The 23,727-nt window shown below is 40.2% G+C and carries 21 protein-coding genes and 1 other RNA gene; 6 read left to right on the top strand and 16 right to left on the bottom strand.

The window, feature by feature from the left end:
- Position 1: 1 nt before the first annotated feature.
- From H5120_RS00595 to mraZ, 12 genes are read right to left on the bottom strand one after another with little or no spacing between them, the layout of a single operon-like run.
- Positions 2-922 (bottom strand): D-alanine--D-alanine ligase, encoded by a 921-nt coding sequence (locus tag H5120_RS00595; RefSeq protein WP_039485318.1) that lies wholly within the window; start codon positions 920-922, stop codon positions 2-4.
- Complete coding sequence (murC, locus tag H5120_RS00590; RefSeq protein WP_039485322.1) at positions 919-2,370, bottom strand: UDP-N-acetylmuramate--L-alanine ligase; 1,452 nt, start codon at positions 2,368-2,370, stop codon at positions 919-921. Before murC ends, H5120_RS00595 begins: the two co-directional genes overlap by 4 nt.
- Positions 2,371-3,447, bottom strand: coding sequence for an undecaprenyldiphospho-muramoylpentapeptide beta-N-acetylglucosaminyltransferase (gene murG, locus H5120_RS00585; protein ID WP_024596376.1), 1,077 nt, complete (start codon positions 3,445-3,447; stop codon positions 2,371-2,373).
- Positions 3,444-4,619: a cell division protein FtsW gene (gene ftsW, locus H5120_RS00580; protein WP_024606332.1), complete on the bottom strand. Its 1,176-nt coding sequence runs from the start codon at positions 4,617-4,619 to the stop codon at positions 3,444-3,446. The genes murG and ftsW overlap by 4 nt, the downstream gene beginning before the upstream one ends.
- Positions 4,616-5,950, bottom strand: a complete 1,335-nt coding sequence (gene murD, locus H5120_RS00575) for a UDP-N-acetylmuramoyl-L-alanine--D-glutamate ligase (RefSeq protein ID WP_182673272.1) — start codon at positions 5,948-5,950, stop codon at positions 4,616-4,618. The genes ftsW and murD overlap by 4 nt, the downstream gene beginning before the upstream one ends.
- Positions 5,951-7,033: a phospho-N-acetylmuramoyl-pentapeptide-transferase gene (gene mraY, locus H5120_RS00570; RefSeq protein WP_002957990.1), complete on the bottom strand. Its 1,083-nt coding sequence runs from the start codon at positions 7,031-7,033 to the stop codon at positions 5,951-5,953.
- Positions 7,033-8,415 carry a UDP-N-acetylmuramoyl-tripeptide--D-alanyl-D-alanine ligase gene (gene murF / locus H5120_RS00565; protein WP_182673271.1) on the bottom strand — a complete coding sequence of 461 codons (1,383 nt, stop codon included), beginning with the start codon at positions 8,413-8,415 and terminating at the stop codon, positions 7,033-7,035. Before murF ends, mraY begins: the two co-directional genes overlap by 1 nt.
- On the bottom strand, positions 8,412-9,890 hold the full coding sequence (murE, locus tag H5120_RS00560; protein ID WP_182673270.1) for a UDP-N-acetylmuramoyl-L-alanyl-D-glutamate--2,6-diaminopimelate ligase: 1,479 nt from the start codon (positions 9,888-9,890) through the stop codon (positions 8,412-8,414). Before murE ends, murF begins: the two co-directional genes overlap by 4 nt.
- The gene (locus H5120_RS00555; protein WP_002957987.1) at positions 9,883-11,700 is read right to left on the bottom strand and encodes a peptidoglycan glycosyltransferase FtsI; all 1,818 of its coding nucleotides are present in this window, start codon (positions 11,698-11,700) and stop codon (positions 9,883-9,885) included. The genes murE and H5120_RS00555 overlap by 8 nt, the downstream gene beginning before the upstream one ends.
- Positions 11,697-12,023 (bottom strand): cell division protein FtsL, encoded by a 327-nt coding sequence (ftsL, locus tag H5120_RS00550; protein WP_002957986.1) that lies wholly within the window; start codon positions 12,021-12,023, stop codon positions 11,697-11,699. Before ftsL ends, H5120_RS00555 begins: the two co-directional genes overlap by 4 nt.
- Positions 12,020-12,958 carry a 16S rRNA (cytosine(1402)-N(4))-methyltransferase RsmH gene (gene rsmH, locus H5120_RS00545; protein ID WP_024606338.1) on the bottom strand — a complete coding sequence of 313 codons (939 nt, stop codon included), beginning with the start codon at positions 12,956-12,958 and terminating at the stop codon, positions 12,020-12,022. Before rsmH ends, ftsL begins: the two co-directional genes overlap by 4 nt.
- A 28-nt stretch (positions 12,959-12,986) precedes the next feature.
- On the bottom strand, positions 12,987-13,445 hold the full coding sequence (gene mraZ, locus H5120_RS00540) for a division/cell wall cluster transcriptional repressor MraZ (RefSeq protein WP_007582904.1): 459 nt from the start codon (positions 13,443-13,445) through the stop codon (positions 12,987-12,989).
- 496 nt (positions 13,446-13,941) lie between these two features.
- Here mraZ and H5120_RS00535 point away from each other — a divergent pair, with 496 nt between their 5' ends.
- From H5120_RS00535 to H5120_RS00525, 3 genes are read left to right on the top strand one after another with little or no spacing between them, the layout of a single operon-like run.
- Positions 13,942-14,280 (top strand): hypothetical protein, encoded by a 339-nt coding sequence (locus H5120_RS00535; RefSeq protein ID WP_002957982.1) that lies wholly within the window; start codon positions 13,942-13,944, stop codon positions 14,278-14,280.
- Between the two features lie 6 nt (positions 14,281-14,286).
- Entirely contained in the window at positions 14,287-14,742 is a 456-nt protein-coding gene (locus H5120_RS00530; protein ID WP_024596382.1) for a hypothetical protein, read from the top strand.
- Between the two features lies 1 nt (position 14,743).
- Complete coding sequence (locus H5120_RS00525) at positions 14,744-14,986, top strand: hypothetical protein (protein ID WP_024596383.1); 243 nt, start codon at positions 14,744-14,746, stop codon at positions 14,984-14,986.
- Positions 14,987-14,989: 3 nt separating this feature from the next.
- Here the strand turns inward: H5120_RS00525 and H5120_RS00520 are convergent, their stop codons facing one another.
- Positions 14,990-15,964: a glutathione S-transferase family protein gene (locus H5120_RS00520; RefSeq protein WP_182673269.1), complete on the bottom strand. Its 975-nt coding sequence runs from the start codon at positions 15,962-15,964 to the stop codon at positions 14,990-14,992.
- Positions 15,965-15,985: 21 nt separating this feature from the next.
- Positions 15,986-16,828 (bottom strand): pirin family protein, encoded by an 843-nt coding sequence (locus tag H5120_RS00515; RefSeq protein ID WP_182673268.1) that lies wholly within the window; start codon positions 16,826-16,828, stop codon positions 15,986-15,988.
- Between the two features lie 201 nt (positions 16,829-17,029).
- Between H5120_RS00515 and H5120_RS00510 the strand changes: the two genes are divergently transcribed.
- Complete coding sequence (locus H5120_RS00510; RefSeq protein WP_182673267.1) at positions 17,030-20,134, top strand: EAL domain-containing protein; 3,105 nt, start codon at positions 17,030-17,032, stop codon at positions 20,132-20,134.
- Positions 20,135-20,222: 88 nt separating this feature from the next.
- Positions 20,223-21,131 carry a LysR family transcriptional regulator gene (locus tag H5120_RS00505; protein ID WP_182670938.1) on the top strand — a complete coding sequence of 303 codons (909 nt, stop codon included), beginning with the start codon at positions 20,223-20,225 and terminating at the stop codon, positions 21,129-21,131.
- Here H5120_RS00505 and H5120_RS00500 read toward each other — a convergent pair.
- Entirely contained in the window at positions 21,107-22,060 is a 954-nt protein-coding gene (locus H5120_RS00500) for a YihY/virulence factor BrkB family protein (protein ID WP_182670939.1), read from the bottom strand. The two genes, H5120_RS00505 and H5120_RS00500, sit on opposite strands and share 25 nt — an antisense overlap.
- Positions 22,061-22,187: 127 nt before the next feature.
- On the opposite strand from H5120_RS00500, the gene H5120_RS00495 reads away from it, so the two are divergent.
- The gene (locus H5120_RS00495; RefSeq protein WP_182673266.1) at positions 22,188-23,267 is read left to right on the top strand and encodes a mechanosensitive ion channel family protein; all 1,080 of its coding nucleotides are present in this window, start codon (positions 22,188-22,190) and stop codon (positions 23,265-23,267) included.
- Positions 23,268-23,341: 74 nt separating this feature from the next.
- On the opposite strand, the gene rnpB is transcribed toward H5120_RS00495, so the two are convergent.
- Positions 23,342-23,719: RNase P RNA component class A (gene rnpB, locus H5120_RS00490), an RNA gene on the bottom strand.
- Positions 23,720-23,727 lie beyond the last annotated feature (8 nt).

The following is a 23,727-nucleotide window of genomic DNA, read 5'->3' as shown; positions in this document are numbered from 1 at the left end:
ATTAAAGCGTTTGCTCTAAAATGCGAACAACTAATTGCTCAAAAGTTGCCCCGTTCGCTTTTGCAGCCATCGGTACTAGTGACTTTTCTGTCATGCCTGGTACTGTATTTACTTCAAGCAGGTAAAAATTCCCTTGCTCGTCTTGCATAGCATCAACACGACCCCAACCACTTGCACCCACTAAATCAAACGCATCTAGCGATATGGCTTGTAAGTACTTAGTATCTTGCTCTGATAAATCTGCAGGGCAATGATACTGGGTTGTATTTGATTGATACTTAGCTTGGTAATCGTAAAAACCATTAGGTGTCGTCATCTCAATGACTGGTTGTACATCGTCGCCAAGCACCGTAATTGTAAACTCACGACCAGTGATCCACTGCTCTACAAGTACTTGGTTATCAAACTTAAATGCATTAGCGAGTGCATCTTCAAGCTCTTGTGTTGTACTTGCTTGCGCCATACCTATGCTTGAACCTTCATGGGATGGCTTAACCATTACCTTTTTAAATTCATCCATAATGGCTTTAGCATCAAAACCTTTTTTAGCATCAACTACGGTATAAGGTGCTGTACTTAAACCCGCTGATTTAAATAAGTGCTTACAACGTACTTTATCCATAGCAAGTGCTGAACCGAGTACATTACTGCCCGTGTAAGGCAAGTTCATAAATTCAAGTGCACCCTGCACTGTGCCGTCTTCGCCACCACGGCCATGCAAAGCGATAAAAACGCGATCTACATTTAATTCTTTTAACTCCCACAAAGAACGACTTTGTGGGTCAAATGCAATTGCATCAATACCACTATTTTGCAGCGCATTTAAAACAGCCTGACCCGATCGTAAAGACACTTCACGCTCTGCTGAGTTACCACCTAGCAGTACCGCTACTTTACCAAATTGTGTGTTTACCTGAGTCATACTTCACCTTGCTTAAGTTTTTCTATCGACATACCCGTTGCAGCTAATGTTTTAACTAACTGACCTATATTACCAGCGCCTTGGGTTAATACTAAATCATTGTTTTGTAAATTTGCGGCCAAAACACCTGCAAGCTCAGCATTTGTTGCTACGTGCAGCGGCTCTTTGCCACGTTGGCGAAGGCTACGGCATAAGCTTTTGCTGTCGGCCCCTACAATAGGATCTTCACCAGCGCTATACACATCAAGCAATAGTAACTGATCTACATCAGCAAGAACTTTTACAAAATCTTCGTATAAGTCGCGTGTACGAGAAAACCTATGAGGTTGATAAACCATTACTAAACGCTTATCAGGCCAACCTTCACGCACTGCTGCAATTGTTGCTGCAACTTCTGAAGGGTGATGCCCGTAATCATCAACTAACATCACATTGCCCCGCTCGTTTTCAAATTCACCATAGTGCTGAAAACGACGACCAATACCTTCAAACTTCTGCAGCGCTTCTAAAATTGCATGATTCGCAATGTTTTGATCTTTTGCAACAGCAATCGCAGCGGTTGCATTAAGTGCGTTGTGTCTACCTGGCATATTCAATGTGGCAGTTAAACACTCACCTTGTTTGTTAGTTACTGTAAATGTGCACGTATTAGCTGATTGGCTAAAGTCGCTCATGCGATAATCAGCATCCTTCGATTCACCATACGTAATAACTGGGCGACCAAAGCGAGGGATAAGCTCTGCAGCAACTTCAGAATCAATACATACAACAGCTAAACCATAAAACGGCAAGTTATGAATAAAATCGACATACGTGTCTTTCATTTTTTCAAGACTGCCGCCATAAGTGTCCATGTGATCTTCTTCAATATTTGTGATCACCGAGACCATTGGCTGTAAGTGTAAAAACGACGCATCGCTTTCATCAGCTTCTGCTATTAAAAAATCACTTTTACCTACTTTTGCGTTACTACCTGCGCTATTTAACAAGCCACCAATAATAAAAGTTGGATCTAGCCCTGCTTGTCCATAAATACTCGCAATTAGGCTTGTTGTCGTTGTTTTACCATGCGTACCCGCAATTGCTATACCGTGGCGAAAACGCATTAGTTCTGCGAGCATTTCTGCGCGGCGCACAACAGGGATTCTTGCGGCTTTAGCTGCAATAATTTCAGGATTTGTTTCATCAATCGCGCTTGAAACAACCACTACATTGGCATCTTTCACGTTATTTTCATGATGGCCAATAAATACCTCAGCACCGGCTTTAATTAAGCGATCTGTCATAGCGCTATGAGCAATGTCAGAACCTGTAATACGATAGCCTTCAAAAGCGAGTACTTCAGCAATACCGCCCATACCGGCTCCACCAATACCAATAAAGTGAATGGTTTCTATTCGGCGCATTGCTGGGCGCGTGTGTTTTTCTTGTACTGACGTTTCTTTCACTTATTTTCTCTTATTTGTTACTTGCTCACAGTGCGTTGCTACGCTTGCTGTGGCATCTAAAATGGCTTGTTTTTTTGCATTTGTAGCCATTTCAGTAATTAATGAAGGTTGGGCTAAATATGGGCTTAATAGTTCAACAATTGATTGTTTATTAAACTGCCCTTGTGGCATTAATAATGCGCCATTAGCCATCACTAAATATTGTGCGTTTGCTGTTTGATGGTCGTCCACGGCATGTGGAAAAGGAACAAAAACAGCCATTTTACCTGCTGCTGCAATTTCGCTAACAGTTAATGCACCAGCGCGGCAAACAACAATATCAGCCCAGCTATACGCCGCGTCCATATCATCAATAAATTCAGCTATTTTTGTATTACCATCCGCAAAGCCATGCATTTTATAAGCTGTTTCTACAGTAGATAAATGACCTTTACCTGTTTGATGCCATACGCTTATAGGAGCTGTATTATTTAGTACTTTAAATGCTTCTGGTAATGTTTGATTAAGCACTTGTGCACCGAGCGAGCCCCCTACCACTAAAATATTAATAGGGCTTGATACATCGCGTTTGGCTATATTCATAACGCTTTGGCGAACTGGGTTACCTACTAGCTCGGCTTGACCCTGTGCAAAAGCACTTGGAAATGCTGCTAATACACGTGTAGCCACCTTAGCTAGCAGTTTATTGCTCATACCCGCTACAGCGTTTTGCTCGTGAATAACTAACGGAATACCTAAACTCTTTGCGGCAATTCCCGTTGGTCCCGTAACATAACCGCCCATTGCGAGTACTACATCAGGACGCTGTTCTTTCAATACCTTACGCGCTTGCAATACTGCATTAACTACCATGAATGGGGCTTTAATAAGACGTTTTAATCCGTTACCACGAACACCTTTTACATTAATAAAATCAATATCTATATTATGCTTAGGTACAACGCTTGCTTCCATTCGATCTGGTGTGCCAATCCAGCTAACTTGCCAGCCCTGCTGTTTTAAATAATCAGCCACTGCAATACCAGGAAAAATGTGTCCGCCAGTTCCACCAGCCACTACTACTAATTTTTTACTCATCGCTTGCCTCCACGTGAGGTGGCTTGTTTGGTTGCCATTTTGGTTTCAAAATCAACACGCAATAAAATGCCCGTGGCAATGGTCATAATTAACAAGCTTGAACCACCATAAGAAATAAATGGCAGGGTTAAACCCTTAGTTGGCAAAATACCCGCGCTCGCACCTACATTCACCATGGTTTGAAATGCAAACCAAATACCAATGGCAAACGAAAAATAACCTTCGTATTCTTTGCCACACTTAAGCGCTTGTTGGCCTATTAATAACGCTCTAAATACTAAAGTAGCTAATACCATTAAAATACTTACAACGCCTATTAAACCAAGTTCTTCACCTATTACAGCAAAAATAAAATCGTTATGCGCTTCAGGTAAATATTGCAGTTTTTGTACACTGTTACCTAAGCCTTGGCCAAACCAACCACCTTGGCTATAAGCCATTAGCGATTGAACCAACTGATAACCTTTACCAAAAGGATCATCCCAAGGGTCTAAAAAGCCGACAACACGCGCCATTCGATATGGTTCAACAATAATCAGTAATACAACCAAACCGACGCCAGTTAGAATAAGTACAAAGAACTGCCATAATTTAGCGCCAGCTAAAAACAGTAAACCAACCGTTGTTACAAACATAACAACCACTGTACCTAAATCAGGTTGTAGCAAAATAAGTAGCGCATACACTGCAAATACAGCTATTGGCTTTGCAAAGCCTTTAATATTTTCTTGTACTTCTTCGCGTTTTCTTACCAAATAACCCGCAATATAACTAAAAAAGTATAATTTAGCGGCCTCAGCAACCTGAAAACCAACAGGACCAATAGGTATCCATCGTTTAGCACCATTCACTTCACGCCCAACAATCAATACAGCGATTAACAGCACCATGCCTAGTATTAATAAATAAGGGTTGGATCGTTTCCACCAATCCATTGGCACACAAACACTTATCCAAAAAAGCACAAAAGACATTGCCAAAAACATGCTGTGGCGAATAGTAATATGGTATGGGTCATCAAATAACCGCTCAGCGGTCGGCATTGAAGCGCTGGTTACCATGATAAAACCAACACCAATTAACATAATTACGCAGTACAGCAGCGGTACATCATACAACTGACCTGAAGGTTTTGGTGTTAATGCATCTCTTATATCGGCAAAAGCAATCATAGTTGCCCTGCCATAACACATTGAATAAAATCATCACCACGTTGCATATAGTTGTTATACATATCAATGCTGGCACATGCAGGTGCTAACAAAACAATATTGCCTGTACTACTAAGTACGTTGGCCAAAGCAACGGCTTCTTCCATGTTGTTAGTTAAATAGCTCTTATTGGTAATCGCAGCTAAGTCACTTGCATCTTTACCAAAACAAATTAATGCTTTTACATGCTGTTCTATGTAGGATTTAAGTGCGTTTAAATCAGCGCCTTTAGCATCGCCACCTGCAATAACAATCAGGTTTTCACCATCACTAGCCAAACTATCTATTGCAGCAATGGTCGCTCCAACATTCGTTGCCTTTGAATCGTTAAAATACTTTACACCGTTAAGCTCAGCTACAAATTGGCAGCGGTGAGCCAATCCATTAAATTGACCTAACGCGTTCTTATATTGCTCTTTACTTACTTCAAACGGACTTAAAAGCGCCATTACTGCAAGCGTATTTAAATAATTGTGCTTACCCACTACCGCAAGCGTATCAACAGGTAAAAAGGTATCGCCTTTAAGCATAAAATGAGTTTCGCCATTATGCTGCGCTAAATGGTAATCACCTTGTTGAGCACCAAAGCTGATTAGGGGGGTTGTACCACGCTCAACTGGATGTGTTTGAATATCGTCGGCATTGACAACAATAAGCTCTGCACCGTCATAAATACTTAGCTTTGAGTCTATATAAGCTTGGTAACTGTCGTATCGGTCAAGGTGATCTTCTGACACATTTAATACCGTTGCACTTACAGGTTTTAAACTCGTTGTGGTATCTAGCTGAAAACTAGATAACTCAAGTACATACACATCAAAATCATCGTTGAGTAAATCAAGCACCGCTGTGCCAATATTCCCACCCAAAGCAACTTTATAGCCGGCTTCTTTTAATACTTCATAAGCGAGCGTAACCACGGTTGATTTACCGTTAGAGCCCGTAACAGCAACAACCGGTTTTGTATTAATACGTGCAAATAACTCAACGTCGCCAATCACTTCAACACCTGCGTTAATTGCATTTGCAACAGCTGGTATTTTTAAGCTAAGCCCAGGGCTTATAATAATCATATTGCTTGAACAAAGCTCAGCGTCATCTAAATTACCAAAGTGGGTATCTAGATTTGGCGCATGCTCTTTTAACCAATCAATCCCCGGCGGGGTTGCTCGGCTATCAACGACCTTGGGGGCGAGGCCATGAGATAATAGAAAACGCACAATGCCCAGACCGGTTACACCGAGTCCGAGCACTGTTATTTGTTTGTTTTTTATCTCGTTTAAATACTGCATTTATCGAATCTTTAAAGTAGCTAAGCCAGCAAGCACTAGCACAACAGAAATAATCCAAAAGCGCACAATAACGCGAGGCTCTGGCCAACCTTTTAATTCATAATGATGATGAATCGGCGCCATTCTAAAAATGCGTTGTCCGCGTAATTTATACGACCCCACTTGTAATATTACCGATAGTGCTTCCATTACAAATACACCACCCATAATAATAAGTAGTAACTCTTGGCGTACTAAAACAGCAATAATACCTAATGCGCCACCAAGTGCTAATGAGCCAACATCGCCCATAAATACTTGTGCTGGGTAAGTGTTAAACCATAAAAAGCCAAGCCCTGCGCCCACAATGGCAGTACACACAACTACAAGCTCACTCGCTAGCGGTAAATGTGGAATATGTAAGTAAGCCGAAAAGTTAATATTACCTGTTAAGTAAGCAATAATTGCCAATGCCGCAGCCACCAAAATAATTGGCACAATCGCCAAGCCATCTAAGCCATCGGTCAGGTTTACTGCGTTTGATGTACCTACTATGGCAAAATACGTAAGCACAATATAAAACAAACCTAATTGCGGTAATACGTCTTTAAAAAATGGAACAACAAGAGATGTCTCAGATGCTTGAGCACTAGTAAAGTACAAAGCAGTAGCTACAACTAATGCAATGACCGATTGCCAAAAGTACTTCCACTTAGCAATTAAACCTTTTGGGTCTTTACGAATAACTTTACGGTAATCATCAACAAAACCAACAATACCTAATGAGCCAATTACAAACAGTGTTGCCCACACATATTTATTTGATAAATCGGCCCAAAGTAGCGTGCTGGTAAAAATAGCCGCTAAAATAAGTAAGCCACCCATAGTCGGTGTACCCGACTTAGACAAATGCGATTGCGGACCATCGTCGCGAACTGTTTGACCTATTTGCATACGTTGCAAACCACGAATTAACTTAGGCCCTAAATAAAGAGACATAATTAACGCAGTTAAAATACCTAAAATGGCACGTAGCGTTAAATACGAAAAAACATGAAAACCACTAAAATACTGTGTTAAATACTCTGCCAGCCAAACTAACATTATGATACTCCATTGATGGCTTGTTGCTGGCCATTAACTAAATCGGTTACTAATAATTCCATGCGAGAACTGCGCGATCCTTTCACTACTATTGTTGTTTTTTTATTCACTTTATTAATGCTTTCTTGAATTTTTTGCTGCATCTGTTCGCGGCTCGAAAAGTGACGATTAGGGAGTTCAAACACATCACTTGCGTATTTACTTAACACGCCTAATGTAAATAACTCATCAATCTCTTGTTCAAGTGCATACTCGCCAACTTCTTGATGGTACTTACGTGCATCTTCACCAAGCTCACCCATATCTCCGAGTGCTAAAATGCGGTGACCTTGCATATCACTTAACAAGTCAATCGCAGCCTTTACCGACTTAACATTGGCATTATAGGTATCATCAACCACGGTAAGTAAATCAGACACTTCAATTAAATTAACGCGCCCTTTTACATCACCCATTGTGGCAAGTGCATTGGCTATTTCTTCAAGGGTTACATCAAATTCACTGGTCAGCGCCGCAGCGATAAGTGCATTACTAATATTATGCTTACCAGGTAGTGCCAAAGTAACAGGTACTTGCTTGTTTTTAGTGCAAAGCGTAAAGCTTGCACGTGCATTGGCATCAAGCGTGATGTTCTCTGCCCAAATGTCTAGTTTTTCGGTTGTAGAAAAGCGTTTAACATTACGCCCTTCAAGTTTATCTAACCAATACTGGCTAAATTCACTATCGCAATTAACAATGGCAACGCCGTCATCTTTAAGGCCATCAAAAATCTCACCTTTAGCTTTTGCAACGCCCATTAAGCTACCAAAACCTTCCAAGTGAGCTGCTGCAACATTACATACAACGGCCACATCTGGTTTTGTCATTGCCGTTGTGTAAGCAATTTCACCTAAGTGATTTGCACCTAGCTCAATAACAGCAAAACGATGTTGAGGCTCTAAGCGCAATAACGTAAGCGGGACGCCAATATCGTTGTTAAAATTACCTTTAGTAGCCAATACATCACCGTGAACCGACAAAATTGCCGCACACATTTCTTTTACGGTGGTTTTGCCTACGCTGCCCGTAATTGCAATTGTTTTAGGCGCCACTTGTGCCATAACAGCGGTGCCAATTGTACCTAGTGCAATACGTGTATCGCTTACTATAAATTGTGGAATATCCACATCAACTTTGTGCTGAACAATAACGCCTATAGCGCCTTTTTGTTTAGCCTCAGCTATAAATTTATGCCCATCAAAATTTGGCCCTTTCAGTGCTAAAAACACTTCGCCATCGCACACTGTACGAGTATCAGTATTTATATTAAGTACGTGTTGATTATCACCTTGATAATCGGTTGTTAGCACATTAGCTAACCAATCAAAATCCATTGGGATCATTGTGTTATCCCTCTTACTGCTTTTTTTAGTTGTTCTTGTACATACCGGCGATCGCAAAAGTCGATTCGCTTATCGCCTATAATTTGATAATCTTCGTGGCCTTTACCTGCAATCAAAATAACCTCATCAGCTGTAGCGTTTTCTATAGCAAAACGAATTGCAGTTGCTCTATCAGCCTCTAAATGTGCATTTCGAGGATGGGTTAAACCGCCAGCTACATCTGCAATAATGTCATCAGGGTTTTCTGAGCGAGGGTTATCACTGGTAATAATAATTTTATTAGCGTTTTGCTCTGCAGCTTGCGCCATTAATGCGCGCTTACCTTTGTCTCTGTCGCCACCGCAACCAAATACACAACTTACACCACCTGGCACATGCAGCTGCAATGCTTGTAATGCAAGTGCAAGTGCATCGGGTGTATGTGCGTAATCAACAACACACGTTGGCATGCCAGCTTGACTAAAAGCTTGCATTCGACCAGCAACTGGCTGTAACTGCGCACAACCTGAAACTAATTGCTCAAGCGGATAACCAAGCCCTAGTAATGTAGCGATCGCGGCAGTTAAGTTATATAAATTAAACTCGCCAAACAGAGGCGATTTAATCGACATATCACCCCAACTAGTCGATAACTGCGCCGAAATACCTTCACTTGAATATTCAACATCAGAAAAATAAACGTACTGAGCATTCTTAGGGGCTAAGTTTTTGCGGCCATAACAGATTAGGTTATTGAAATCATACTTTTCAAGCCATTGCTCAGCTTGAGAATCATCTTGATTAAGCACTACAACTTGCGGCTCAAAATCACGGAAAAGCATTAGTTTCGCATCACCGTAACTTGCCATATCACCATGGTAATCTAAGTGATCGCGCGAAAGATTAGTAAACACAGCCGCTTTAAACTGACATTTAGCAACGCGTTGTTGCACTAACCCATGAGATGATACTTCCATGGCTACCAGCTTTTTATGCTGCGAATTTAAATCGCTCAAAATATGCTGTAAATCAACCGTTGAAGGAGTAGTGTTTATCAGTGGAATTAAGTTATCAGGATGGCCATAACCTAAAGTACCTATAATAGCCGACTCAGTACCACAAAATTGTGCTAAGTGGGCAATCATTGCTGTGGTGGTCGATTTACCATTTGTACCCGTCACACCAATTAAATCAAGAGTCTGACTTGGTTGGCTATAAAAGCGACTAGCTAATTCTGGAAGCTTTTTATCAAGCTCTGAGACTAAATACAGTGGCTCAAAACTGCTTTCAAATTCACATAATCTGTCAGCAATGATAGCTATTGCGCCATTTTCAATTGCTTTACTAATAAATTGTCCGCCATCAAGTGTATGGCCTTTAATAGCAACAAATACATCACCTGGCGTTACTTCACGGCTATCAAGGCGTAAATGCTTAACCAGTTGCGAGGGCGCATCTATTTCGATGTATTTTAAAATATCCTTTAAATCACGCATCGTTATCTTTACCTTGTACGTACGCAACCTCTTCCTTGTCAGGCGCTACGTTTAATATTCTTAATGCGTTAGAGATGATTTCTGCAAATGCAGGGCCAGCGGTGGCACCTCCATAGTACACATCACCACCTGGTTCATTAATCATAACTACCACGGCTAAACGAGGATTACTTGCCGGTGCTACACCTGCAAAGTAACCTACATATTCATCACCATAACCACCTGCTACGGCTTTTTTAGATGTACCTGTTTTACCTGCAGCACGATACCCATCAACTTTTATGTTGCGAGCAGTACCGTCTTTTTCAAATACACTTTCCATCATGTGGACTACGGCTTCTACGTCTTTTTGTTTAAAAATACGTTCGCCTTCAGGTATATTATCTTGCTTTAAAATAGTCAGTGGTCGATTAACTCCACCAGCGCCTAACATGGTATAAAAGCGCGCCATTTGCGCAGTACTTACCGAAATTGCATAACCAAATGACAAAGTTGCAATTTCAAAGTCAGACCAACGACGATTTGGATAAAACAAACCGCTGCTTTCACCTACCATTCCAGTACCTGTGTCACTGCCAAAGCCTACTTTTTGATATAAGCCAACAAGGTAATCTTTAGGCACTAACTGAGTAACCTTCGCAACCCCCATATTTGAGGAGTACTTTAGTATTTCGCGCAGTGTTAGTTCGCCGTGATTACGAGTATCTCTAACTAAACTACCACCTAAACGCATCCAACCTGGGTAGGTATCAATCGTGTCATCTGCCTGAATGGCGCCGTAGTCTAGCCCAGCTAAAATGGCTAGAGGCTTAACAGTTGAGCCTGGTTCAAACAAATCTGTAATTGCGCGATTACGACGCTTATGAGGTGCAGCATCGCTTAAGTTATTTGGATTAAATGAAGGACTATTTACCATTGCCAGCACTTCACCGGTTTTAACATCAACTACCATAGCTGAGCCCGATGTGGCTTTGTAAGTCAGTACAGCTGATTTTACAGCTTTGTAGGCAATAGCTTGAATTCGTTGGTCGATACTTAATTCTATACTTTCTGGCTCTACGCGCTCACGCTCGTCAAGCACTTCTACTTCACGCCCTTGTGCGTCTTTACGTATAGTGCGGCGGCCTTCCTCGCCCGTTAAAGCGTTTTCGTATAGCTTTTCAATGCCTTCAATGCCTTTACCGTCTATATTAGTAAAACCAATAACATGAGCGGTAACCTCACCGGCGGGGTAATAGCGTTTAGATTCATCTAGTAAATGAATACCTGGTAGGCGTAAATCGCCAATATAATTTGCTACAGCAGGAGTAACTTGGCGCTTTAAATAAACAAAGCGACGCGAGGGATCGTTTAAAAGTCGAGAGTTAATCTTCTTAGGATCAATACGCAGCACATCTGCAAGCTCACGCCAGCGTAAATCGTTTTTATAATAAAGTGCAGTACGCTTATCAAGCTCGGCGGTATTTTCAGCTAAAGATAAATGATCTTCGCCGCTTTTACGTGCTTGTTTAATTACTTTAGAGACTAGCGACTTGTGCAATGCTTTAGGATCAGCATATACACTTACAACAGGCACACTTACCGCTAACTCTTTACCATTACGGTCAAAAATCATCCCGCGTTGCACATGTAGTTTTTCAACGCGCACGGTACGTTTGTCACTTTCTGAACGTGCTTTATCAGGTTCTATTACTTGTAAATAAGCAGCGCGAGATACGAGTGTTACAAACACCATAAACACAACTGCACACACCAGCATGAAGCGCCATGTGATTAAATTAGTGACTGGTTTTTTGCCTCTATTTCTCATTGTACTATTATTACCTGCTCATCTTGACTCGTAGGTCTTTTCATTTTCAATTGTGATGTAGCTACTTCTTCAATGCGTGCATGTTGCGAATAAAATTCTTCTTCAACAAGTAAGTAGCGCCACTCTAAATCGAGCTCATCGCGTTCTTGTAATAATTGATCTTGCTGTATAAGTTGGCCACGAGCTAAGTGGGTTGTTTGCACAACAGCTAAACTAGAAGCGAATATCACAACCAACAAGGCCGAGGTTAGCTTATTAGCTCCTAGGCCTTTTAATATTTCAAAGAATAAATTAGGTTGCCGATAGCTCGCTTTTTTACTCATCCCAACCTCTGTGCAATCCTAAGTACAGAACTACGAGAACGTGGATTACGCTCTACTTCTGCAGCACTTGGCTTAATAGCTTTACCCACTGCTTTTAACGTCAGATTTTTATTTATTTGTGCATCAGTTAAAGGCAGACCTCTGGGTAATGCTTCTCCCTTACTCTGTTTTCTAATAAACTGTTTTACAATACGGTCTTCTAAAGAATGAAACGAAATCACCACTAAACGTCCGCCTGGCTTTAGCACTTTAACTGCAGACTGAAGCGCAGTTTGAATTTCTTCAAGCTCACTATTAATGTAAATACGAATAGCCTGAAAAGTACGGGTAGCTGGGTGTTTAAACTTATCTTTTACCGGTACAGCTTCATCAACAAGGTCAGCAAGCTGCTTGGTAGTTGTGATTGGCGTGTGCTCACGAACTTCAAGTACTTTGTGTGCAATGCGTTTACCAAACTTTTCTTCGCCCAATTTTTTAATTACGTGGGTAATATCATCCAACTCAGCCTCTGCTAACCACTGTGCTGCACTGCGACCTGTTGTAGGGTCCATACGCATATCGAGTGGGCCGTCTTTCATAAAACTAAAGCCACGCTCAGCGTCATCTAGTTGTGGTGACGAAACACCAATGTCTAATAAAATGCCATCGACTTTACCAATTAGATCGTTTTGCTGTGCTACTTCGTATAAGTTTGAAAAGCGAGTGTGTGCAATTGCAAAACGTGGGTCATCAGCAAATTTTTCAGCTGATTGTATTGCTTGTGGATCTTGGTCAATTGCTTGCAGGCGACCTTCATCACCAAGGCGTGCTAAAATTTGCCCAGAGTGGCCACCACGTCCAAATGTACCATCCATGTATATACCGTCTGGCTTAATTGCAAGGGCATCGATGGTCTCATCCATTAATACGGATACGTGTTCAAATTGCGCTGTCATTAGCTATTGTGTGCCTTTTTTTGTGCCGTTAGAGTGTAAAATTATCTAAATCTTGGTTAGGTTCAAAATCACCAAGCCTTTCAAGCTCAGTATCTTGCTGCATTTGCTCGTGCCAACGCGCCTCGTCCCAAATTTCAAACTTATTCATCAAACCAACCAGCATGATTTTTTTGCCAAGAGATGCATGGGCACGTAATGACGGCGCAAGCAAAATTCGACCATTTTTATCAAGTTGATACTCTGTAGCGTTACCTAGCAACATACGTTGCATTCGTCGAGCTCGTGGATTCATATTAGATATTTTCGCTAAACGGCTTTCTATTTCGAGCCACTCAGCCAATGGATATAACCATAAACACGGTTCATTTAATGCGACGGTACAAATAACTGTCCCCTGATCTTCAGACAACAGAGATTCTCGGTACTTTGTCGGTACCGCAAAACGCCCCTTATCATCCAAACTCAGTGAACTCGCGCCACGAAACATAAAAAACCTACTTTGAAATTGTTTTATTCAATTTTTTGTTTATTTTATCCAATGAGATCCACTAAAAACCACTTTTTACCACAGTGCTCCAGTTTAGGGCTTGACAAGCCATTTTGTCAAGTAAGCTGACCAGCTTTAGTGAGTCCCAAAGCTAGAAAAAATAAGGGCTCAAGCGAAGCGTTTGAATTACGTGGGAAAAAGTGGGATTGAGGTAAAGAAAAATATCAGCTTTGCTTTTATAACTTTCTGTTTACATGCTTTGCTTACTGAATAACCAATGAATATTTACAATTTTTAAGGCGTTTTTATCCTCTTTGTAAAATTTACCTAGCCGTGTAGTAATAGTTACTGTTTATTTTAAAATACTAATTATCAAAAATTAAAAAAAACAAACAAAACCTATAAAATTCAGTCAGTTAAAATAAATAACAAGTTTGGTTTAATCATTGCATCATCTAAATCACTATTTAAATTTTTAACTTATTAAGGATTGATTATGGCTACTGCAACGAATACGAAACCAAATACAACTTCAGATGTTAAGCCTGACGTTAAACTAACAAATACTGAGTCTCCTCTTACAGAGAAAGCAACATCAGCGGCGCACGATGCTGTAGATGCACTTTCTAGCAAAGCTGCAACAGCTGAAAGCAGTGTGCGTAAAGGAGCTTCTAGCTCAGCAGATGCATTGAGCGAAAAACAACTTATCGCACGTGAAAAACTAAGCGAATGTACTGCAAAAACTCGTGCTTTTGCTTCTGAAAATCCATTAGCAACTGCGGGTATTGCTTTTGCTGCGGGTATGCTAATCACATCACTACTTCGTCGTAAGTAATTAGTGATGAATAACCCACAAACAACAGCAACCAAGGATGGTAATGCGCAAGACCAAACTACTGAGCAACATAGCCAAAAGGACGATTGGCAAGATCATGTTGCAATGCTTTTAGAGTATTCTAAGCAGCTCAAGGATGATTACCAGACTCAAGGAAAGATCACCCACCAGCTTGCTAAAGCTGAATGGCGGTTATCGCTTAGATCGCTTGCATTGATCACTATATTTTTAGGATGCTTTGCCAGTGGTTTGGTTTTGTTGTGGGCAGGATTTCTAGGTGCTGTTGGATACGGTGTATACGATGTTTTTGGGTCGGTATGGCTAAGTATTGCAACAGCTACTTTGCTACAAGTTGCTTGTTTAATATGGCTTTGGAAAAATACAGTTTACTTAAGCAATAAAATTGGCTTTAGTAAAACGCTTAAAAGTTTAAAGCAGCTATTTAACCTACAAGGAAATTAGTATGTTAGTTAACTACTTAATTAAAGCACCTAATGAAAACGTTGATGCTCTAAGTAAGCAGATGGATACGCGCAGTGAATTGAAACGCCAACATCATGCAGCGTTCCAATATAGACTAAAGCGTTTTGCCGTAACCAAAGTTGGGCTTTCAAGTGCCTTTATCGCAGGTGCAGCAGTACAAGCGGGTAAAAGCGAAACCAGCTTCGTAAGAAAATACGGCTGGCTAGTGAACTTGATAGCTTAAGCGCTAAACATTTCTACCGTGATCAGATAAGTAATCAATACTTGGACCACTTGGCACAACTTGTGTTGGGTTGATCATTGTGTGACTAAAATAGTAATGACGCTTAATATGATAAAAATCAACTGTTTCAGCCACTCCTTTAACTTGATATAGCTCTCTAAGGTATCCACTCAATGCAGGGTAGCTTTCAATTGTGCGTAAATTACATTTAAAATGGCCAACGTACACACTATCAAACCGAATGAGTGTAGTGAATAATCGCCAATCTGCCTCGGTGAGCCTATTACCTGTTAAATAACGCTGCTTGCTCAGTATCCCTTCTACTTTATCGAGTGCTATGAATAAATCGTTAAACGCCTCTTCGTATGCATCTTGAGTTGTTGCGAATCCCGTACGATAAACACCATTATTTATACTTGGATAAATCAACGCATTTAATTCATCAATTTTTGGTCGTAGTGCCTCTGGGTAGTAATCATCGTTATTACCTGTTAATTCATCAAATGCACTATTGAACATACGTATAATATCGGCAGACTCATTACTGACAATTTTATTTAGCTTTTTATCCCACAATACGGGTACGGTAACTCGCCCGGAATACTTAGGATTATTTTTTGTATACACTTGATGTAAGTAGTTACTATTAAATAAAGCATCACCAGTACTGTGGTTTTGCGTATCAAAAGCCCAACCACTATCAAGCATATCAGGGCTAACAACCGACACCGTAATTAAATCTTGCAGTCCTTTTAACGCTCTAAATATAAGCGTTCGATGCGCCCAAGGACACGCAAGTGACACATATAAATGATATCTGTTCGCTTGTGCTTTAAATCCGGCCTCGCCCGTTATTCCAGCGCTACCATCAACAGTTACCCAGTGACGTAACTGCGCCGTTTCGCGTTCAAACTTACCGTTACTTGAATCTGTGTCGTACCATTTATCTTGCCATTGACCGCTAACTAATAATCCCATAAAACTCTCCTAAAAATACCTTTATATTTTGCCAAACTCGCCGTTTTGATAATCACGTACCGCTTGCTGTATTTCAGCTTGCGTCGTCATTACAAACGGCCCCATATGAGCAATAGGTTGATTAAGTGGATCGCCTGCTAAAACCAAAACACCAGCGCCGTGCTCAGAGCTAATATTAATATCACTGCCTGGTTCTAAAATAAGTAACTTACCCGCTGGTATTGTTTGATTGTCGCTCATTATTAGTGAGCCGCTATGAATATAAAGCATTACTTTTTGTTGGCTAAGAGGCTCTAAATAAGTGCTTTTACCAGCAGGTAATATAATATCAGCGAGCGCCGCATTAGCAGCTAAACTTTGCAGCTCGCTTGCAAGCGTTTCACTTTCGAACTGCCACGATCCCGCAAGTGCTTTTAACGTCACGCCTTGCGTATTTGTAAAACTAGGAGCTGGGTTTTTAGTCGTATCTTGATAACGTGAATCACGCATTTTTTCTGCGCTTGGCATGTTTATCCAAATTTGAAAGCCATGCAGACCATCTATAGCATCAGCGAGTGGCATTTCACTGTGCATGACGCCGCGCCCTGTGCTCATCCATTGCACATCGCCTGCTTTAATAGCTTCTTTGTTACCCATTTGGTCACGATGTTCAAAGCCACCTTTTAGAATATAAGTAAACGTTTCAATTCCTCGGTGCGGATGCTCAGGAAAGCCTCCCATATAATCTTTTTTGTCATCTGACTTAAGTTCATCAATCATCAAAAATGGATCTAAATATTTACCATCAAACCCAGGTATACGGCTAATGTTCACGCCATCGCCATCTTGAGTTGCATAAGCTGTAAGTATTTTTGATATTTTCATTTTTTAATTCACTCTAAAGAATAAGTTTATGAGGCTATTAAATCATTCATTAAACAAAACAACTATGTCTTTAAATCGAGCTTAAGGTTCTAAAAAATAGAACGACATTGATTCATTGGTTACATTTTCAACCTTATAATTACTATGGTTATTTGGAGTGAATTTGGCTACAATTGTTATTGCAAAATACGAAACTAAGGAATGGTTATTTTTACTTATTCTCTCAAACATCAGCTTTATCGTTTGCTTATATTGCTAAGTATTCCGGGCACCGCTGTAATTATTTTTACTCTGCTGCTTGAACGCCACCACTCTATTGAGCAAAGTGAAAAAAAAGTAGAAAACATTGCTAAGCAATTAATTTTACAGCAAAAGCACTTAGTCGATGATATTGACCGTTTAGCGCGTTATTTGGCTAAAGAGGAAAGTAAGAAAGAAAATTTAGCAACGTCCTGCCCTTATTATTTTAATCAATTTAGAGCTATTTATGCCCATGTTGCCAATATCGGGATTATAGATCCAAATGGCATTGTTATGTGTACAACAAGCGGATTAACCAAAACAATAAGTATTGCAGATCGTGCGTATTTTCAAAATGCCTTAAAAAGTAACCAATTGTCAGTAGGTTATTTTCAGCACGATAGAAACTTGCAAAAAAACACCCTTAACTTTGCGTTACCTATCATTAATAAAAAAAATGTAATTCAGGGCGTTGTAGTTATCGTTGTTGCGCTTGACTGGTGGAACAATGCTTTTAATAATATTGAATTGCCACCTGGCTCTATTGCTGCAATCGCTGATTCTAATGGAAAAATTTTAGCGCGTTACCCACCAACAACTGCAGCCCTTGGCGATAATATTGCAAAGACTTTATTAGCAACTGATTCTTCGATTGATAATGAGGCATCAACAAAAATAAAATCTATTAAGGGTGAAGATCGAATGCTTCATCACTCTATTATTTATAAAGATCCAAGTAATAACAGCTTAAATATACATATTGCACTTCCTATTACACATGCTTTAAAGCAAATAAATAATAATTTTTTTATAGCGATTGGTGTGTTTATTTTATCACTGCTAGTGCTATGTTTAATTGCACGTAAGCTGCTTAAAACCAGCATTATCGACCCAATTAATAATCTAACAAATGCAACAAACGTGTTGGCTAAGGGCGAAATGCCGTCACAAAAAATACAGCCAAATAATCCAGAGCTAAATACTCTCTATCAGCGCTTTAAATCAATGGCGCAAACCAGGTTAACAGCCGAGGCTAATTTAAAAAACAAGCACGATGAGCTTACCAGCTTGCTTAATACTCTACCCGACAGTTACGTTAGAATTAACATCCATGGCGATATTCTCAACATAACGGGGCAATTTAAGCCTCAAGTAAACCCAAACAGCACTGCAGCACCTCATTTATCATCAATACTTTCTCACAACAATGTGCAGCTTTTGTTATCGCAGTTATCTAAGCTTGATGTTTCGAGTAATTTAGAATTTACACTCGAAAAATCAGATCCTAAACGTAGCTTTGAAGCACGTATTAGTGCAATGCAAAGTAAAAATGAATACGTTGTTGTGCTAAGGGATATAACACAACGAAAAATAAATGAAGAAGCACTCCACCTTGCCTTGCTAGTGTATAACAACAGTAGTGAAGGCATGGCAATCACCGATCCAGCGGGTATAATATTTGATGTAAACCCTGCGTTTTGCAAAACGACTTTATATAATAAAGAAGAAGTTATTGGGCGCTCCTCTTCAATTCTTTCATCAGGAAAACATGATAAGAATTTTTACAATAAAATGTGGTCTGAATTACAGCAAACAGGCCGCTGGCAAGGCGAGGTTATTAACCGTAAAAAGAACGGGCAGCTTTACTCTGAGTGGCTCACAATCGATACGGTTTATGATACAAACAACGCACCTATTCGTCGAATCGCGATATTTACAGACCTCACTGAGAAAAAACAAGCCGATGAAACAATTTGGCGACAAGCTCACTTTGATCACCTAACTGACTTACCAAATCGTTTAGAGTTAAAGGAGCGATTAAATCAACGATTTTCAAGCATTGTTACTCCCGACAATCAATTGGTTGTCATGCTTTTAGATATAGATCACTTTAAAGATATTAATGACACATTAGGCCATCACTATGGTGATAACTTATTAAAACTCGTATCGCAACGCATAGTCCAGTCGGCAAAAAATGCTGAGTTTGTGGCACGTATTGGTGGTGATGAGTTTGTTATTGTGTTTAATCGTATAAAAAGTACGCGTCATATTAATCAAATTGCCAGTAATATTTTGCTTAGCCTATCGTCGGCTTTGCATCTTGAAAACGAAGAATTATTTATTAGCGCCAGCATGGGCATAGCATGCGCCCCTAATGATGGTGAAAATACTGAACAGCTTTTAAAAGCAGCCGATCAGGCTATGTATAAAGCAAAAAGTACTGGTCGTAACTGTTTTGAGTTTTTCTCTGCTGACATGCGCGAATATGCACACGCACGCATGGTGCTATTAAAAGACTTACGAAGTGCCATAGAACTTGAGCAGTTTGAGTTGTTTTATCAGCCCATTGTTGCTTTGAATGATTTACATATTCATAAAGCTGAAGCACTTATTCGTTGGCAACATCCCGAAAAAGGCCTAATTAGCCCTGTCGCATTTATTTCACTTGCTGAAGAAACCAGGCAAATAAATGCAATTGGCCAATTTGTATTTGCTCAAACCTTGCAAACGCTTAAAGATATAAAAACCCTAACCGATGATACTTTTCAAATAAGTGTTAACGTATCCCCTGTGCAGTTATCCACGCCAGAGAGTGGTATAGATGAATGGTACGATATGCTAAAAGCTGCAAGATTACCTGCATCCTCAATTGTGGCAGAAATAACTGAAGGCCTAATGATTAACCCCGAAGCATTAACGCAACGTCGCTTAAAAGAAATAGTAAAATCAGGTATGCAGCTTGCCCTTGATGATTTTGGTACAGGATATTCGTCACTCGCTTACTTACAAGAAATGGATACCGACTATTTAAAAATAGATAAACGTTTTGTTGATAATATCCAAGTAGGCAGTCAAGAACTTGCACTGTGTGAAGCAATAATTGTTATGGCGCATCAACTGGGCTTAAAAGTAATCGCCGAAGGAATTGAAACTAAATTACAAATGCAGCTATTACTTGAGGCCGGATGTGATTACGGACAAGGTTATTTATTTTCAAGACCTTTAAATAAAAGCAGTTTTATGGCACTTCTAGCTGATAAAAAAGTCGCTTTATTAAAATAAATAAACAAAAAATCACTGTTACGCAATAAATAATGCGTCTGCGCGGTCAAGTTAAGCAATCAGATATAAGTAGTAACAGGATTTAAAAATGGCAAAAGCAACATTAGAGCAATGGCGAATGTTTAAAGCGGTTGTGGATCACGGCGGATTTGCAGGCGCAAGTGCGGCTGTACATAAAAGTCAGTCAACCGTACACCATGCTGTTCAAAAACTTGAAGCCGCCTTGCAAATTAAGTTGCTTGAAGTAAAAGGTCGTAAAGCATTTTTAACCGATAGCGGTAAACTAATTTTACGTAGAGCTGAATTTTTAATTGAAGAAGCAACTAAAATAGAATCGGTAGCGAGCACGCTAAGCGAAGGCGTAGAAAGCACATTAAAAATAGCTGTTGATGAAGTTTTTCCACACACCATTTTATACCAGGCACTTGCTAAAACGAGTGAACTTTACCCGCTTTTAAAGATTGATTTAGTAGAAAGCGTGCTAACCGGTGCAAACGAATTACTACATAACTCAGTGGTTGATTTAGCCATTTCATCAATTCCTATCTATGGAATTAGTTGCAGTACGTTATGCGATATAGAGTTTATAGCCGTTGCGCATAAAGACCATGTATTACACCAACAAACTGAACAACTCAACTTTCGCGATTTAAAGCTACACCGGCAAATAGTAGTTCGCGACTCAGCAACCCACACCAGTCACAATGATGGCTGGTTAGGTGCTGATATGCGCTGGACAGTCAGCCATTTACGCAACTCTATTGATATGGTTAGTCAAAATTTGGGTTACGCTTGGCTGCCAAAAACACAAATAGCACATTTAATTGAAGATAAAACGCTCATCCCACTTAATTTAGACCAAGGTACAACCCGTACCCTTAATTTATATTTAATGTGCAACGACAACGACAGGCTTGGTCCTGCAGCACAAGAGTTTAAAGAGCAGCTTACGGCTCTCACTAACTTAGCTAGCTATTCGTTTTTTACATCGAGGTGATCTGCCACATAGGCGCCTCGCTGCCCACGCTCTTTAGCTGGGCCTATAGTACTGTCTTTACCTGTTTGCTGCTCAGTAGCTGCATTAATAACAGCACCTAATGTGATTATATAAGCGCTGATGTACAACCACATCAACATGATCACTACACCACCTAGTGAGCCGTAAGTTTCGTTGTAACTAGAAAAACGCGACACATAAAAAGAAAAACCTATAGATGCCAAAATCCAAAGTACAGTAGCAATAGACGAACCCATAGTGATCCAACGCCATTTGGCCGGTTTACGGTGTGGGGCATAACGATATAAAAGTACCAATGCAAAATTAAAGGTAAAAGCTAATAATGGCCAAGAGATGAGTTTAATTAATAAATCTATACTTTCTTTTAGCCCCACTAAATTAAGCACAATAGGTAAAATACCAATAATTAATAACGCAAAAATTGCGACAACAATCGCCCCTACCGAAAATAAAAAGCGTACTAATTGAGCTTTAAAAAATGAACGTTTTTCATATTCACGATAACTAATATTACACGCAGTAATAAGTGCTTGGCTGCCCTTAGAACTACTCCAAATGGTAAGTATAAGCGTACCAATTGCACTTAAGCTCAAGCTGGCACTTGATGTTTTTGCAAGGCTAGAAACCTGAGATAAGATTAGTTCACTGGTACTTGGTGGGAGCAAAGTAACTATTTTACTTAAATGATCACTTATATCTGCAGGGGATGAAAAGTATGCATACACAGATACCATCGCCGCAATGGCCGGAAAAATAGCAAGTAACGCATAAAATGCCACACCCGCTGCCACTATAGATAAGTTATCTTCACTCATTTGCTTAAAAATGCGCTTAACAATATCCCACCAACCTATAAAAGGGATATGACCAGGCTGCTCAGCTTGCTGTCCTCGTTTAGCTTCTTTCATTCTAAACCTCAATATTTGTATTACATTACTACAGCAAAATGTTTGCCAAGTTAAATAAAGTATTTGGTACTAAACTTGCTGTTACCTAATATTAACGATTATAAAAACCAAATACGGACGATAAGCCATGCCTAGTAGCCAATCAAACATTATAGCTTTAAACAATACGCTTCCCAGCACACAAAGTTTTCAAGGCGATGTGTTTACGTGGCAGTTTTTTCATGAACAAGCTGTGCAATTACTTCATGCAACAGCGCAAATATTACCCACACTATTACTCGGTATAATACTTTTAGCATTAAGCTATTTAATTGCAGGGCCACTTTCTCGATTGCTTATAAAGCCTATTGACTACATGACTGACAGTAAACTAGTTCATCTAGTTGTTAGGCGCAGTATAAGCACTTTAATTATTTTATTTGGCGTGTACTTATTCCTGCGCTTAGCAGGGCTTACCGAGTTTGCTGTTGCCATTATGAGTGGAACGGGACTAATAGGACTTATATTAGGTTTTGCCTTTAGAGACATAGCTGAGAACTTTATCGCTAGTTTATTACTGAGCATACAAAGGCCTTTTAAAATCGACGATGTAATTGAAGTAGACAATCGTTTAGGTGTTGTTAAAAAAGTAACCGCAAGAGCAACCACACTTGTTGATTACGATGGCAATCATATTCAAATACCCAATGCGACGGTATATAAAAATACTATTAAAAACCTGACTGCTAATCCAAAAATGCGCGGAAAAGTAGAAATTGGTATTGGCTATGATAACGATATACGCAGCGCACAAACCCTCGCCCTAGATATTGCGAATCAACAAAATGCGGTACTTAGCGATCCACCCGCGCAGGTTTTAATAAAAAACTTAGGCTCATCTACTATTAACTTTGTTTTGTATTTTTGGGTTAATAGCGAGCAGCACAGTCCATTAAAAGTAGCCTCTCAACTTATGCGCGAATTAGTCAATGAGTTCACAAAACAAAACATCAGTATGCCAGATGACGCACGAGAGCGAATTATACTCACCGACCCTAGTGAAAGTGTTTCTAGTTTAGAGGAAAAACAACCATCGCAAATACAAAACGGAAAGAATGAAACTGTTGAGCAAACTAAAACACTTGATGATGTGAGCAGTGATACCGACGAAATACGTGAACAAGCAGAGCAATCTCGCGATCCAGAACAAGGTAAAAATATTATTTAAAGATGCTGAAGTTGTATTAACTAAAATTTAGACACAAAAAAGCCCGCAGCGTTAACTGCGGGCTTTTTATTGAATGAGTGAGTCAGCCTATAAGCCGGGTTTTGTCCTTTCCGAAGAAAGTGATAATCATTCGTCTAGGCCATAAATCGCTCTATGGCTCAAGCAACCTACCCGGTTCTCACGTGGGCCACGCGTTCATTATTTAAAATGATAGAACCCTATTTGGTCTTGCTCCGAGTGGAGTTTACCTTGCAACCGACTATTACTAGCGGCCCGGTGCGCTCTTACCGCACCCTTTCACCCTTACCAATCGAGATTGGCGGTCTCCTCTCTGCTGCACTTGTCGTGGGCTCACGCCCCCCAGCCGTTAGCTGGCACTCTGCCCTATGGAGCCCGGACTTTCCTCCCCCTGATCATTTTCGTCACAGGCAGCGATCATCTTGGCTGACTCGGCGCGCAG

It is taken from the genome of Pseudoalteromonas sp. SR43-2 (genome assembly GCF_014163885.1).
GTDB lineage: Bacteria > Pseudomonadota > Gammaproteobacteria > Enterobacterales > Alteromonadaceae > Pseudoalteromonas > Pseudoalteromonas distincta.
The sequence above is the reverse complement of the archived record's forward strand: the minus strand, read 5'-3'. Positions and strand labels throughout refer to the sequence as shown.